Annotated in this window: 10 protein-coding genes; 5 read left to right on the top strand and 5 right to left on the bottom strand. The window is 58.5% G+C overall.

What is annotated here, in order from left to right:
- Positions 1-53: 53 nt before the first annotated feature.
- The 3 genes from QKB66_RS07570 to QKB66_RS07560 are packed head-to-tail and all read right to left on the bottom strand — an operon-like array spanning position 54 to position 3542.
- Complete coding sequence (locus QKB66_RS07570; RefSeq protein WP_061925046.1) at positions 54-1049, bottom strand: decaprenyl-phosphate phosphoribosyltransferase; 996 nt, start codon at positions 1047-1049, stop codon at positions 54-56.
- Positions 1046-1573: a phosphatase PAP2 family protein gene (locus QKB66_RS07565; RefSeq protein WP_414253022.1), complete on the bottom strand. Its 528-nt coding sequence runs from the start codon at positions 1571-1573 to the stop codon at positions 1046-1048. The genes QKB66_RS07570 and QKB66_RS07565 overlap by 4 nt, the downstream gene beginning before the upstream one ends.
- The gene (locus QKB66_RS07560) at positions 1563-3542 is read right to left on the bottom strand and encodes a glycosyltransferase (protein ID WP_414253021.1); all 1980 of its coding nucleotides are present in this window, start codon (positions 3540-3542) and stop codon (positions 1563-1565) included. Before QKB66_RS07560 ends, QKB66_RS07565 begins: the two co-directional genes overlap by 11 nt.
- 211 nt (positions 3543-3753) lie before the next feature.
- Here QKB66_RS07560 and QKB66_RS07555 point away from each other — a divergent pair, with 211 nt between their 5' ends.
- A complete protein-coding gene (locus tag QKB66_RS07555; protein ID WP_414253020.1) occupies positions 3754-5064 on the top strand; it encodes a hypothetical protein in 1311 nt (436 codons plus the stop codon).
- Positions 5065-5072: 8 nt separating this feature from the next.
- On the opposite strand, the gene QKB66_RS07550 is transcribed toward QKB66_RS07555, so the two are convergent.
- Complete coding sequence (locus tag QKB66_RS07550) at positions 5073-5615, bottom strand: three-helix bundle dimerization domain-containing protein (RefSeq protein WP_414253019.1); 543 nt, start codon at positions 5613-5615, stop codon at positions 5073-5075.
- 523 nt (positions 5616-6138) lie between these two features.
- Here QKB66_RS07550 and QKB66_RS07545 point away from each other — a divergent pair.
- Genes QKB66_RS07545 through QKB66_RS07530 form a run of 4 tightly spaced genes read left to right on the top strand, consistent with a single transcriptional unit; the run spans position 6139 to position 14232 of the window.
- Entirely contained in the window at positions 6139-8133 is a 1995-nt protein-coding gene (locus tag QKB66_RS07545; RefSeq protein WP_414253018.1) for a helix-turn-helix transcriptional regulator, read from the top strand.
- A 52-nt stretch (positions 8134-8185) separates the two neighbouring features.
- Entirely contained in the window at positions 8186-9817 is a 1632-nt protein-coding gene (locus QKB66_RS07540; protein WP_414253017.1) for a type I restriction-modification system subunit M, read from the top strand.
- Positions 9817-10974, top strand: coding sequence for a restriction endonuclease subunit S (locus tag QKB66_RS07535; protein WP_414253016.1), 1158 nt, complete (start codon positions 9817-9819; stop codon positions 10972-10974). The genes QKB66_RS07540 and QKB66_RS07535 overlap by 1 nt, the downstream gene beginning before the upstream one ends.
- A gap of 39 nt (positions 10975-11013) precedes the next feature.
- Positions 11014-14232, top strand: a complete 3219-nt coding sequence (locus QKB66_RS07530; RefSeq protein ID WP_414253015.1) for a type I restriction endonuclease subunit R — start codon at positions 11014-11016, stop codon at positions 14230-14232.
- On the opposite strand, the gene QKB66_RS07525 is transcribed toward QKB66_RS07530, so the two are convergent.
- Positions 14229-15725, bottom strand: coding sequence for an ATP-binding protein (locus tag QKB66_RS07525; RefSeq protein ID WP_414253014.1), 1497 nt, complete (start codon positions 15723-15725; stop codon positions 14229-14231). The two genes, QKB66_RS07530 and QKB66_RS07525, sit on opposite strands and share 4 nt — an antisense overlap.
- Positions 15726-15839 lie beyond the last annotated feature (114 nt).

Here is a 15839-nt window from a genome sequence, read left to right as displayed (position 1 = left end):
GTGTCATATTCCGTTCCTGTAGAGCGCCCTGCCCCTGTAGAGAACCCTGTTCTCTACAGCATCGGCATGATGTAGACCGCCATAGCGATGCAGGCCAGCCACGCGAGCGCAAGGACTTGCAGTGCGCGGTCTTCCAGGGCGATTTCATCAGGTGCACCGCCATTGCCACGGTCGACGTCAGCGGCATAGCGCAGCACAGCGATGGTAAACGGAACCATCGAAACCTGGTACCAGACGCCAGCTGGGCCATCGGCGGCGTTGGAAAGCTGGAAGCCCCACAGCGAGTAGGACATGACCAAAGCGGTAGCCGCAAGGGTCCAGACGAAGCGTAGGTAGGTCGGCGTGTAGCCCTCGAGGGACTTGCGAATCTTGGCGCCGGTGCGCTCCGCAAGAAGAATCTCCGAGTAGCGCTTACCGGAAGCCATAAACAGCGAGCCGAATGCCGCAACCAACAGGAACCACTGCGACAAGACGATGCCCGCGGCAACGCCACCGGCCATTGTGCGCAGCATGAAGCCAGAGGAAACCAGCGCGATGTCGATAACCGGCATGTGCTTCCAGCCAAAGCAGTAGCCCAGCTGCAAAGCGATGTACACAGCCATCACGATTGCCAGCTGTGGGCCAGCGGTGGCCAGGAAGGACAAAGCAATGGAGCCAACGATGAGCACTGCCGCCATGGCGTAGGCCAGGCCAACTGGTAGGACGCCAGCGGCAATCGGGCGGAAACGCTTGGTCGGGTGCGCGCGGTCAGCTTCGACATCGCGTGCGTCATTGATGAGGTAAATCGAGGACGCGCCCATGCAGAAGACGATGAAGGCAAGGAGGACGTCGAGAAGCACGCGCGAATGGAACAGTGCGTCCGCACCCGCTGCTGCTGGAGCAGCGAGGACGAGGACGTTTTTGACCCACTGCTTTGGGCGGAGGGCCTTTACCATTCCGTCGGCGAGGTTCTTCGGCGGCTTACGCTTGCGGCCAGTGTCGATTCCTGAGGTATGCGGTTCAGAGTGGAACACGCGCTGCGTACCGTCGTCGTGGTGGGAATCGCTCACGCGGTCTTCCTTTCGTAGCGGGTTAATGCCTCTGCGGTGACTGCGCCGATCGCAGCTCCAACCGCGGTATCCGTTGGATAATGCACTCCGAGCACCATACGCGAAGCCATCATCACGGGCACGCCGACAAGCGGCGCTGGGGTGGACAAAAGATGTGCGACGGCGACGAGGAACGCGGTTGTCGACGTCGAGTGGGAAGAAGGAAACGACAGCTTAGACGGCGTTGCCACGCCCACACGCACGTACGGGTAATCGGGACGCTTGCGGCGAACGATGCGCTTTAACACAACGCTGGCCGCATGGGCGGCAAAAGCACTCGCGCCGACGTATGCCCACTGGCGAGCCTTCGCTTTGTCCGCACGATTGACCGCGCACATGAGAGCGGAAGTGCCCATCCAACCCAGGGCATGCTCACCCAAGTGGCTAAGTCCGCGGGCGGCAGGTACAACTCCAGGGACGTCGAAAGCTGCGTTCTGGATGCTTTCCAGAACGTGTGATTCAGCTACAGAAAGTTTACTGGGCATCGAATACCTTCTTCCAGGATTCGCGGGAGGTCAGCTCCGGCATCGCGGCGCGATACTGCGCCTTCAGATCGTCGAAGTTCTCCTCGATTTCCTTAAGCAGGCCGCGGGTCTGCTTGACGAGGTCGGTGGCCAGATCGCGGTCGCGTTTGCGGAAGGCCACGCCGGTGCCACCTGCGGTGGAAACTGTTGCGGAGTCCACGCGGGACAGGGTGAACCAGCGCGCCTCGTCTGGGGTGAGGTTGAGCTGCGGCGCCTCGTAGTGCGCGCGGTCTTCCTTGGTGACCAGGTGCTTTGCGGACTTCAGCAGCCATGGCAGCTTCTTGACCTTGCCGAGGCGGCCGCCGATGTTGCGGGTCGGTACGCCCGGCGCGCCGGTCGGAGCCGGCAGTTGGTCGGCAGACTCGATGATGACGGCATCGGAGTAGTTCTTGCGGATTTCCGCGATGCGCGGCAGGGAGGATTCCAGGATGTCGAAGAGGTGATCCGGGCCGGCGAGGAAGTCCTTCATAGCTTCCAGCTGGATGGCCATGGTGGAGTATTCCATGCACATCGTGTGCTTGAGGGTGGACTTGAAGATGGACTTCGTAATGCCCTTGACGTCGCCGTCGTGGTACATCGCAGCGACGATGAGACGGTTGCGCAGGTGGAAGTACGCCTGCCAATCGATGGCGTCGTCCTTGTCTGCCCAGGCCATGTGCCAGATGGCAGCGCCTGGCCAAGTCACGGTTGGGAAGCCATTAGCGGCTGCACGCAGGGAGTACTCGGTGTCGTCCCACTTGATAAACAGCGGCAGCGGCTGGCCGTTGGACTCGGCAACTACGCGTGGGAACAGGCACATCCACCAGCCGTTGTATTCGACGTCGACGCGGCGATGCAGAGCACGGGAGTCGTACTTACGTGGGTCGAGGTGCGACTGGGCGTCGCCAATAGCGCGCAATGGGTACTTGGCGAAGTCGTGGTCGTAGACCGCGTGCGGCGCCCCGCCCCACATGAAGTCGTGTTTGTTGACCTGCTCGCCAGTGGTGCGCAGCTGGGAGCGCTCCTGCAGGTTCAGCATCTGTCCACCAACGATGATCGGCTTTGCGGCGTATCGCGCGGCCTGAACTGCTCGCAGGATGGAGTCAGGCTCGATGGCGATGTCATCATCCATGTAGAGGATGAACGGGGAATCGGTGTTCTCCAACGCCTCGTACATGATGCGGGAGTAGCCGCCGGAGCCGCCCAGGTTGCCCTGCCGGAACTCGCGGAAGCGCGGGCCGAAGTGCTCGACGGCCTGCTCGTAGCCTGGCTCGTCTGCTGGGTGCTGGTTGCCCTGGTCCGGCATAAGGACGTAGTCGATGATGCCGTCAACCACTGGGTCCTCGGCGAGAGCCTGCAGAGCTGCGACGGCGTCGGTTGGGCGGTTGAAGGTAGGAATGCCCACGGCAACGCGCTTTTCCGACGCCGGGATCTCCGTACCGTCCGGCATGATCTGCGGGCCCGGCTCGTGTGGAGCGCACCACGCAGCGTTGGAGAGAACGGTCTCTTTTTCAGCGGTGATGTCGAACCACAGCCAGCCGCCGTCTTCGAAATTCTTCAGCGGCAGTTCGAAGTCGTGGTGACCGCTGCCGACCAGGTGGTTAGCCACGGAGATGCGCTGACCGTCCTGCTTGGAGCGGTAAATGGAGACGTTGGCTTGGCCTTCGAGCTCGAGGGAGAGCACGATGGACTTCAGCTGGGACCAGCGGCGCCAGTAGGAAGCAGGGAAAGCGTTGAAGTAGGTCTCGAAAGAAGCTTCTTCACCCGCTGGAATCGTCACCGCAGTGCGGTTGGTCCAGCTCAGGCGCTCGCGGTTTTGCTCGGACTCGATGAGGTAGAGCATCCGGACGTCAAAAGGCTCGCCGCGCTTGGGCAGCAAGATTCGCTGAACAGGTTCGAAAACGTGGGTTTCGCTGCCAGCGGCGCTGGCGGAGGGATTGTTGGCAGTCACGATTACTTCGATTCTCCAAACGGTTTTATGACAATATTCAGTCAAACAGCCTAGTGGTTTGTGGCCGATAACCTCGCTCCCACACGGATTCATGGCTGCAGTGACGCGTATTTAACACAATCCGGCCGTGAGCATTACGATTAATCTGAGCCTAAAGAGCCATAAATGCGCTCGCATTCTCTATCTCTTTAAGAGCGGACTCTTTTATCAAATGAAATATCTTTTCCAGCTACTTACCGTAGCTTTCTTGCTGGTGACGCTGCCAGCAACGGCACACGCCGCTACGCCCACGGTGGAAATTCTTGATGAAGGTAATCTGCTTTCTCCCTCGGATGAATCAACTCTGCGCCAGGAATCGGAGGCACTCGACCTACCTCCTGAGGTAAGCCGGATTCTGTACTTCACCTATGAGCACAACCACGAGGATGTATCGACTGATGCATTGGAATACCTGCGAGACAACGCCCGCGGCCTGCTGAACCCGGATGGACGCAGTCTTAGGGAAGGAACGCTGCTCATCGGCGTTGGTTTGGAGCCAGTGTCATCGACTGCCCGTTGCAGTACTGACGTGTGCGAGGCGATTTCCATCGAGGCGCCGGGACGCCTGGACGGTATTCTGGACCAGATGGAAGCCCCGATGCGGGGCGGCAACTACACCGTCGGCCTGCTTTTAGCGGCCAAGGCTGCGGGCGATCCCTCTATCGCCCGCGAATCGACCACGGGGCTTCCAGGCTGGAGCATCTTCATCGCGATATCAGTGCTGGCGGTCACGATGCTCGTGGCTTCGTTTCTGTATTCGCGCAGGGTAACCGCCCGTCGACTCCTCGAACAGCTGGATTTCAACCGCAGTGCTCTACCAGCGGCCACGAAGTTCATCATCGAGGGCGACAAAATCGTCGCGGGACTTAATACCCCGCTGATTAACGAAGCCTTCAAGGCTCAATGGGAACAGATCAAGGCTGACTATCGCCGGGTAAAGCCGAATATTGTGGCACTGGATTCGATGGATCCTTCGGCTAGCACTTCCCTACTTTCCCAACACAGCAGGTCGATTACGCAGGGTTACCGCCAGTTGCGCCGACTCAGCACTGCGAAGGCGCAGCTGGATGATCTCCAGCGCATGGCTAAGGGCGAAAAACTCACGCGGTCAACTGAGTTGGCATGGTTGAAAGCAGATATGCAGAAAGCTTCTGCAGTGGCAAAAAGCGGAGACCTTCCGGCGACGAGCGCGATCAGCGCCCTTCTCGAGCGCATTGAGATCTTGGAAAAGGATCTTTCTCGCGCGGATTTCTCGGCGCAGTTCGCGCGCCTTCTCGCCGACTACCGGCCCATCATCGGCGCGCTGCCCGAGCGGCTTTATGCCCACGGCGAACTCAATCACCAGCGGGCAGTCCCGCCGCAACTAGGCGAGCAGGATTGGCACCCGGGCATGGGCACGCACTACATGCCTTATAATTACGCCGAGTTCTGGGTAGCCAACAGCGCTATTGATGCAAAACTGCCATCGGCCTATCGCTTCTAGTTGTGAGATTAGGCCTCGACAGGGGCCTTATCGCTTACTGGCTCGATACCCAGCTTGCCCAACATATAAAGCACGCGAGCGCCGAGGTCGTCGTGCAGCTCGCGCTTTTCTTCCTCGGTGTTAGCCTCTGCGATGTCCCAGATCTTGATGTCCTTGCCCGGCTCGTCGCGCGGAATCTCGCGGCCTAGGTAGACGATGAAATCAGGCATTTCGACCATACGGCCTTCGGGGTCGGCTTCCTCGTGGGGTGCCGCGGCGTCGACAAGCAAGGCGTCGCCAGCATACTTCTTGGCGAGCTCTACAACTTCCTGTGCCAAGGCCTGATTTGCGCCAGCGGAAAAGCGCACGTGAAGGCGGTGCTCGCCGAAGTATTCTTTTACCTCACGTTCAACCAGAACAGGGATGAATTCTTCGACCGTTGCACCGGCAGTGTGGCGCGCGATTGCCGCGTCTACCTCGGCGTCGATTTCCGCGGCAGCGTGAGTGCTGCCGTACAGGTCGTGGAGGTCCTGGCGCAGGGTCGCGAGGCGGTGATCATTGAGATGCGTCATGGTACTCACCCAATCACTTTCTGTTCTCTGTTTGTTAACCTAGTGTTAACCTTACGGAGTTTCACTCCTGCATTCAACACCAACTCGCAGCTCGCACAGAACCGACAAAGCACCGACAAAACGCCTTGCCCTCGTTCCAGAACGGAGCCAGCTTGTTGTCGAACATGCTCAGCGCGGCGACGATAACCATGCACATGTCGACGCCGACAGACAGCCCGAGCCAACACGTTCACAAGCAGAAAATCGGCCACAAAGTGCACATCAATCCCCCCGCTTTAGCACCAGACCGGACCGAACACGTCAGCAAGTCATGCGCTTTTAAAGCCCGATTCCCACGAAAACCAAACCAATCTCGGGTAACACTCTTTTAGTATTAATTAACCAGCCTTAAGCCCCCTTCAGGACGATTACCAGACTAAAAGCTGGGTACTTTACTCGAGTTCATTTAACGTATTGGACAGAGCGATCAGCGATGACCGCTCGCCCTTATTCCCCATCACTACCCTATGAAAGGAGGCCTCAAGTGACCGCAACACTGACACTCGCCGATGTCGCCCGGCTGACCGGCGTTACGCGCCCCGCGGTCAACGAGTGGATTCAGCGCTTTAACCCAGAATCCATCGCGCCCTTCCCCTCCCCTCACGGCGAACATGATGGCCACCCCTACTACGCCATCACCGAAATTCAAGACTGGCTGCGAGCAACTAAGCTCGGCCACCGCGACACAGCCGTTGAAGATGCCCTCTTCTATTCTTCGCTCTACCGAATGCTGCTCCGCAATCCGGCACGCGCGGCCTTGGGTCTTTTGAACTGCAACACGGCTTCCTCCCCTCAGGATTTTTCGCCCTCTGCTGCAGTAATCGACTCTCTTACTGCGGCGTACCAGCGCGCAGCAGACAACATTCCTTCTGATGACCCTGAAGCTGACATCGCACAAGCAGCAGAGCAGGTAGCCGAGGCAGCTTTCGGGCCCGCGGCCGCGCTCGCCCGTCTTGCAGATGACCTCAGTGCTCAGCGTCAAGTAACACTCTCTTCCCGATTTACTTCCCGCGCTATGCAAGCAGTATCGGAAGCCCTCACGCTAGAGAACCCAACTCCACCTATCATCCCTACTGATGAATACAGCCTAGGTTTCGTCACCGGACTCGCCCGGGAACTCGAAGAAACTCTGGCGGTCAACATCGGATATCGAAAGGACTGCGCACCAGGTTCTCTCTATTGGGCCGAACTAGCGTGCCGAAACGTGGAATTCATCGACGCTAGCGAGGAGATCCCAGCGAATTCTCTCATCGTCCACGCTGCTCCTTTCCCTCTCAAGAATGCGCCCGAATACTTCGAGCACCTCCAGGACTTGCTCGACAACTTGGACGAGCGCGGCGCAATGTTCTGCATTTCCACCGCAGACATGCTTATCGAGGACTCTGTAGCGCAGGTTGTCCGACGGCGCTTCCTCGCACCGACTGAAACCGGCGCAATTGCACCGCTGCGTTACAGCGCACGGCTGCCCCGAGGCATTTTTCCGTACCGCGGACAGCAGCAGGGCGCACTATGGATTCTCAAGCGCCCTAATCTCAAGGCCAAAGGCAACTCTGCCGATGCTGCTGCCGTTATCGCGGACGTGCCGGACCTTAAGACACCCGGTCTCGTCTCAGACTGGGCAACCATGCTCACCACACCGGATGAAGCGCGCAAGCACACCTTCATCCGCGGTCGTATTCTTCGCGCCGCTGATGCCTGGCGCAGTCGTACTCATTCTCTCGATGACTCGGTCTTTTCTTCTACGTCGACGTCCTCCGCCGCCAATCTCATGCACACCGCGCATCAAGCAGGATTAGACATCAGTTCAGCAGGGTTGGAGGACGCGCAGCCAAAGATTGGTATGCGCGCTGAATCGGGGGCAACGCGCCTTGAGTACCTACCGTGGAAGGCCGCAACCAACGCTCGCACTGGAGTACTGCAGAAACTCAGCGGCTCCCGCATTGCCGAACGTGATCTCGCCCCTGAAGCAGTAGCAAAACTGGAACTCATCGGTGAACCCGAAATTCTGGGGAGCATTCCACAGGGCGCGCGTTGCATCGATCGTCTCCGGTTGGAAGACATTGCACCGCGCGGCACCCTCACAGAGCCAGGGGACGTGGTCTTCATCAAGAGCCCAAGACCACGCGCGCTCATCGATGAGGAAGGCGGCAAGCTAGTCACTGCGCCGGCTCAAGCACTACGATGCCGTACCTTCCGTGGACGCAGCCACACTCCCCTTGAGAAGGTTTGCGTCCCGTACCTCGTGGCGAAAGCCTTCAACGAGGCCACATCCTCGGAGCTGAGCTCGTTGTATTTCCCCGTCTTTCCACGTGGGAATGCGAAGCACCTCAGCTCGGTGGAGCACCAACTCCGCGCACGACGCCAGCAGCTCTTAGAACAGTTACATAGCCTCGATGAACTTGAGCACGGCCTCGTCATGTCGATAGGTACCGGTGCTGTCACCATCGCTGAATCTCGTGCACAATCCCCGCCAGGCTAATAACAAAGTTCAACATTCAAACACACAAACACCGTTATATGTAAGGAGAAAAATGACTAACTCAGTCAAGGATGAGCAGAACGTAGAGTCTGCCTCCGCCACGACCCTCAAAGAGCTCAAGGACACTTTATGGAAGGCAGCAGACAAGCTGCGCGGTTCCATGGACGCCTCCCAGTACAAGGACATCGTCTTGGGACTGGTGTTCCTCAAATACGTCACTGATGCTTTCGACGCCCGGCGCGCGGAGCTGCGTGCCGAAGGCGAGGAGCGCGGCGATAGCGAAGAGTACATCCAGGAAGACCTGGAGGATATCGACGCATACCGTGAGAAGAACGTTTTCTGGGTCGACCCCATCGCTCGTTGGACCTTCCTGCGTGACAACTCGAAGGGCAAGTCGGCCGACGCCGGCCAGGAGTACCAGTCCATTGGCAAGCTCATCGATAACGCGATGAAGCAGCTCATGCTGGACAATGAGTCGCTGTTAGGTACCCTGCCCACGAACTTCGCCTCGGATAGCGTTGACCAGCGTCGTTTGGGCGAACTCATCGACTTGTTCAGCACCACGCGTTTCACCGCGGAGGGCCCGGAACGCGCACGCGATTTGCTGGGTGAGGTCTATGAATACTTCCTGGAGAAGTTTGCCCGTGCTGAGGGTAAGCGTGGCGGCGAGTTCTACACCCCGCGCCCCGTCGTCCGCACTCTCGTAGAAATCCTGGAGCCGACCCAGGGTCGCGTCTACGACCCATGCTGTGGTTCAGGCGGCATGTTCGTGCAGGCAGAGAAGTTCCTCGAAACCACGGAGAAGGACCGCACTGCTCTGGCCATCTACGGTCAGGAGCTCAACGAACGCACCTGGCGCATGGCCAAGATGAACCTGGCCATCCACGCCATTAGCTCTGCTGGCCTCGGCGAGCGCTGGGCCGACACCTTCGCTCGCGACATCCATCCGGGCAAGCAGATGGACTATGTCATGGCCAACCCGCCGTTCAACATCAAGGACTGGTCACGCAACGAGGAAGACACTCGCTGGAAGTACGGCGTCCCGCCCAAGCGCAATGCGAACTTCGCGTGGATGCAGCACATCATTTCTAAGCTCACTTCTCAGGGTGAGGCCGGCGTTGTCATGGCCAACGGCACGATGACGTCGAACTCCTCCGGTGAAGGCGATATCCGCAAGGCCATGGTCGAAGACGACATCGTTTCCTGCGTCATCGCACTTCCTGCACAGCTCTTCCGCGGCACGCAGATCCCGGTCTGCGTCTGGTTCTTCGCCAAGGACAAGAAGGCTGGTTCCAAGGGCTCCATTGACCGCACCAATCAGGTGCTTTTCATCGATGCCCGCGAGCTCGGCCACATGATTGACCGCACGGAGCGTACCTTCAGCAACGAAGACATCCAGAAGATCGCCGACACCTTCCGCCTGTGGCGCGGCCGCACCTCCGCCCCAAAGGACGAGGCCTACGAGGACATCGCCGGCTTCTGCAAGTCCGCCTCCCTCGATGACATCCGCGACGCTGACTTCGCCATGACCCCCGGCCGCTACGTCGGCTTCGCCGAAGCCGAGGAAGATGACGAGCCCATCGACGAGAAAATCACCCGACTCACCAACGAGCTCACTGCAGCGCTTGACGACGCCGCCCACCTGGACAAGGCTGTGCGCGAACAGCTGGGGAGGTTGAAGTAATGAAAAAAATCGTTTCGCTAAAAGAAGTATGCGAGTCTGACTACGGAGTCACCGCCAGTGCGACCGAACAGCCTACAGGCACCCATTTCCTTCGTATCACTGACATAGTTAACTTCACTGACTATTCCGGTGTACCTTTCGTCGACATCGATGACGAAGATCGGAGAAAAAAGCTACTTAAACAAAATGACATCGTTGTAGCCAGAACAGGTGCAACCGTGGGGGCTAGCCATCTCTTTAGAGGTACCGAGCCAACAGTCTTCGCTTCTTATCTAGTGCGATTCAGACCAAAGACCTCAGACGTCGACCCAGTCTTTGTTTCATATGTATTGAATTCCCCAGCATGGAAGCAGTTTATTTTTGCCAACGCTCACTCCAAGTCGGCACAACCGAATCTCAGTGCTGCGGCAATGATGGACTTCCAGTTCTCTTTGCCCGAAATACGCGAACAACAAAAGATCGCGTCCGTCTTGAAAGCACTCGACGACAAAATCTCCACAAATTCACGCATTATCAAAATTGCCACTCATCTAAATATCAACCTTGTTGAGAAGTCCGTGACAAAAAAACTTGAGCATCTGCAGAATCTCGCAGACATCACAATGGGTTCTTCCCCCAAAGGAGAGTTCCTGAATGAAGAAGGTATTGGTGAGCCTTTCTTCCAAGGCGTACGTGACTTTGGCGAGCTCTTTCCATCTGAACGCGTCTTTGCGGAGAAGGCCGTGCGCACTGCCCAAGAAGGCGACATCCTGTTTGCAGTCCGTGCACCAATTGGTGAAGTAAATATCGCTGAACGCCCCTGCGTCATTGGCCGCGGCATCGCAGCAATTCGCGGTAAACAATCGCATCTAGGCTTGTTCTATCTGCTGAAGGGCCATCCCGAGCTCTGGGAAACGTACCAATCCAGTGGAACTGTCTTTGCCGGTATTAACAAGTCTGACCTTCACAACGCAGTAATTCCTGTGCTGCGTGACTTCGAAAAACTCGAACAGCAGCTCACTCCCATCCACGAACGCGCAATGCACGCTCTACGCGAAAACCAAACCCTCGCCAGCACCCGCGACGAGCTCCTGCCCCTCCTCATGAGCGGCCGGATCACGGTCGGTGAAGCGGAGGACGCTGCGGACGTTGCGGGCACGGCGGCATCGGAAAGCTAAGCAACCCCTATCCCCCTATAACCATCAGAGGAGATAATCATGTTGAGTGAAGAGGCCCTCGAGCTCATTGTCCAGGACCACCTGGCTGAACTGGAGTGGGTGTCTGGGCATGGCCCGGACTTTGCGCCGGGCTCCGGCGAGCGCGACACGTGGAATGACATCGTGCTGCGCGGGCGACTGCGCAATGCCGTGCGCAACCTCAACCCAGATGTGCCGGAGGAGTACCTCGACCAGGCGATTGGTGAGGTCATCACGCCGAAGTCGCAGTCCGCGATTGCGGAGAACCGGCGCATTCACCAGATTCTGGTGGAAGGCTACCGTGGTATCGAGTACATCGACCACGAGGGCAGCGTCCAGAACCCCACCATCTATTTCCTGTCCTCACAGCCGCACCAGAACGACTATTTGTCGCTCAACCAGGTCACCGTTGCGAACCTTGATGGGGAACGTCGCTTTGATGTGGTCTGCTACGTCAACGGCATGCCGCTGGCATTCATTGAGCTGAAGAAGACGGGCGCGAATACCTCAATCGAAGGAGCCCACAACCAGCTGCAGACGTACGTCAAGGAATTCGGCATGGCTTTCCGCTTTGCCAATATCGTGATTCCTTCGGATGACCTCAGCGCGAAGTACGGTACGCCGTTTACTCCGTGGAACCACTTTGCGCCGTGGAATGTAGATGAGGACGGCAGCCCGGTAGACCCCAACAACATGGTTGTGGCCGGCGAGCCGGTCACGCAGCTGGACCTGTTGCTTGATGGTCTGTTTAATGTGGAGCGTTTTGGACAGCTCTACAGCGACTTCACGGCGTTTGATGACACCGCCGAAGGCCTGGTCATGCGCATCGCGAAGCCGCACCAGTACTTCGCGGTGACCAAGGCTGTGGGTTCCACGATCACGGCGGCGCGCGGCGACAAGCGCGCTGGCGTCATCTGGCACACGACGGGTGCGGGCAAGTCCATGGAGATGGAGCTCTACACCGCCAAGATTATGCGTCGGCGGGAGATGCTCAGCCCGACCGTCATCGTGCTCAATGACCGTACCGAGCTGGATGAGCAGCTCTTCGAAACCTTCAACCGGTCCACCATCCTGCCGGAGGCACCGCGCAATATCGAGTCGCGTGCTGAGTTGCGTGAGCTGCTGTCGCAGAAGACCTCCGGCGGCATCTACTTCTCCACGCTCCAGAAGTTTGGCTTGAACGGCCAGGGTGAATTGCGTGAGACCGAGCACCCGTTGCTCTCTGACCGGAGCAACATCGTGGTCATCGTCGACGAGGCACACCGTTCCCACTATGGCTTTGGCGATACCGCCGCCGATGGTTACGCACAGCACCTGCGTAATGCACTGCCGAATGCCACCATGCTGGCGTTTACCGGTACCCCGCTCAAGGAGTGGGACCGCGATACGCGCAAGGTCTTCGGTGACGACGTGGATGTCTACGACATGAACCGCGCCGTCGAGGACGGTGCCGTCGTTCCCGTCTACTTCGAGCCGCGCCTCATCCCGCTCAAGCGCATTGCTGGAATCACGGATGACGATATTGATGACTCTGCCGAGGAAGTGCTCACGGGTCTCGACGAGGTGGAGCGCGACCGGATTCAGCGCTCTGTCGCCGCGTTGGAAATCATTTACGGTTCCGACGACCGCTTGGATGCGCTCGCTGAGGACTTTGTTCGCCACTGGGAAGACCGCCGCGAAAACATGCGGGAATTCATCGGTGCACCGGGCAAAGCCATGATTGTCACCGCCACGCGTTCCATCGCAGCGCGCCTCTACTCCAAGATCGTAGCGCTGCGCCCTGAGTGGCATTCGGATGCCGATGACAAGGGAAAAATCAAGGTGATCTACTCTGCCGCGCCGTCCGACCCGGATGAGCTCAAGGTCCATATGCGCCGTCCGAGCGCGCTCAAGGCAGTGAAGAACCGTATCAAGGACGTCGACGACGAGCTGGAAATCGCCATCGTTCAGTCCATGATGCTCACCGGTTTCGACGCACCGCCGCTACACACGCTCTACATTGACCGCTCGCTCAAGAGCGCGCTGCTGATGCAGACGCTCGCCCGTGTCAACCGCACGTTCCGCGACAAGCAGGATGGCCTCCTTGTCGCCTACGCACCGTTGGTGGAGAACTTGGAGAAGGCGCTGGCTGAGTTCACGCTCAACCCCTCCGACGACGGAACCAAGGTCACAGGCCAGGACGTTGAGGAAGCACTAACTCTGGCGAAGGGATTCCTGGCTCGTCTCGACGACATTGTGGGAATCGAATGGAAGAACACCGCTTCCATCGATGACGCCAACCTTCGCCGTGCCCTGCTCGATGTCACTGGTTTCCTTCGCAATCCAAGAACCGAAGGCAACTACGACCCCGAGAAGCCAAACGCGCGTCCCGTCGCTGATGAGTTCAAGCGTCAGGCTGGAAGGCTCGCACGTGCATGGGCGCTTGCGTCCAACAGCCCGGCCGCCGATGAATTCCGTCCGAGCGTGCAGTTCTATTCCGAGGTCAAGAACTGGCTCATCAAGCTCGAAGCGGGCGACCGTGTGGCCAATGGCGAGCCGATTAGCGACTCCATCCGCAACGCCCTAGGCAAGCTAGTCGTTGATTCGGCTGAGGCCACCGGTGTCATCGACATCTACCGCCAGGCCGGGATTGAGATTCCGAACTTGCAAGATCTCACCGTCGACCTGTTCAAGGACAAACAATCCCCCTCTGAGGTCTCGTTGCTCATCGATGCGTTGCGCCGCCAGCTCCAGCAGGAAGCCCGCACCGCCACAGGAAACAACGAGCTGCGCTCCAAGCAATTCTCCGAGCGGATCACCGAGCTGATGAATCGGTACACCAATCAGCAGCTCACGGCCGCCGAAATCATCGCCGAACTCATCCGCCTGTCCAAGGAGATTGTCAAGGAAAGCAAACGCGGTGAACAATTCACCCCGCCACTAGGCAATGACGAGCTCACCTTCTTCGACGCGGTATCGACAAACGAATCCGCAACCGAGCTCATGGACGACGAAGTTCTTGCTGAAATCGCACGCCAGCTCGTTTCCATGCTGCGCCGCGATGCGAAGACCGACTGGACAGTGCGCGATGACGTGCGTGCGAAACTACGCCGCTCCGTGCGCCGGTTGCTACGCGACTACAAGTATCCACCGGACAAGGCGCCGGAGGCCATCAAGCTCGTGCTTGAACAGATGGAGAAATTCGCGCCGAGGTATTCAGCGGCGGCGCACGAACAAGGTGACGTTGAACGCCGTGGTTAGCCCTGCAGCCGATAGCGCTGCTTCGGGCTCTTCAGCGGCTCAGTGCGCACGATGACGCCTTCCTCAACAAGTTCGTTGATGGTCCTGCGCACGCCGTTGAGGGACAGCCCTGCAGCCCCTGCCAATTCGCGGCTGGACGCTGTCCTGTGTTCGCGAAGATAGTCGAGCACGCGCCCGCGGGTTCCGCCACCCAACGCCGCGGTGCGCTCCGGGGTAGTCGGATTTCGCCGCGCAAAGGTGAGTTCAAATTCGGTTAATGAATCCTCTGGTACCGGCGGCGGCAGCAGCTGCCGCTCCAGTTGGTCGAGAATCTCGATATATCCGGTACCACGGTTTTCCGCAACGTACCCATCTCCGTCACCGGCAGGAGTCACCTCCAGCAACGCAGACAAATGCTGATTGCGCGCGCTAGACATACCCGCAGTGCCCAATCGATCAACGGTGACCGTTCCATAAAGACCACCGGGGTTGAGGATCTCCAGCCGGTCGACATACAGGTTCACTTGTACCTGCGTGCCCCGCGCCTGCGGCGAATAATCACGGTGCATAAGCGCATTAGCGACTGCCTCACGCACAGCCTCCGGAGGATAGTCCGGCAAGTCCTTACGGAAGACTCCCTCGATTACGCCTCCGACGCGCATATTGCGTCGGACTGCCCGCACGGCATCCGCGACCAGCACCGGAATGGGCCCCACCAGACTTTCGTTGTCGAGGAAGCGCTGCTTGCCTATTCCGGCCGATTTATCGGTGCCGGGATATGCTGCAAAGGTCACGTTGAGCCGCGGGAAAAACTGTTGCGGGTAAGTGCCCGCTGCCATAAGTCCGCCCAGAGTTGGCACTAGTTTTCCGTTGTCATTCCGGGTAATCAGGTGGAGCGCTAACATCGCCTCTTCATCGCTCAACCGTCCAAAAATGCGTTCATGGATGGAGCGCTCGCGGGCCAAGATCTCGGCCACAATGTCAGGATCCAGATCGTCGATGTCAGCAGCCGGAACCGGCTCCAGATCCCATTCCGGCTGGGTCTTGTTTTCCTCCAGCCTGTCGATCTCGTATGGCTTTAGTACGCGGTCCCCATCATGGACCCGGATATAGCTGCCGTGATACTTCGACTGGGAAACGACCCAGCAAGGCTTCTCAAAAGGAGCACATTCGGGAATGGTGCCAACGACAATGCTCGCGCCCTCCCACTCAACAATGTCGATCTGGGCGCGAACCGACGGGGTCACGAGGTCTGCGCATGCGCCAGCCAGGGCATCCGCCATGGCAGTAGCATCAAAGTCTGGTACCGTAACGAACCCGTTGTCTTCATCCAGCCCCAAGATGATGATTCCACCGGTCCCGTTAGCAAAGGCAGAGATAGAGCGAACGAGCTTCTTGGGAAAACCTCCCGCAGCTGCCTTGACCTCGACGGCGCGCGTATCGGTGTCCTGAGATCGCAGGCTTCCAATGATCTCGGCGATTTCCGCCTGGTCATCGTCCCAGACCACAATCACTCACCCCCTATCAGCGCTCAACGCTCCTGAACACCTTCAAACACTACACACAACACTACACATACTGTGGTGTTGTGTGTAGTGTTCGCACGTGTTCCTCGTCCGAAATTCTCA

Source organism: Corynebacterium sp. c25Ua_89 (assembly GCF_047459735.1).
GTDB classification, from domain to species: domain Bacteria; phylum Actinomycetota; class Actinomycetes; order Mycobacteriales; family Mycobacteriaceae; genus Corynebacterium; species Corynebacterium simulans.
Note: the sequence above shows the minus strand (reverse complement) of the source record. Positions and strands in the feature narration are given on the sequence as shown.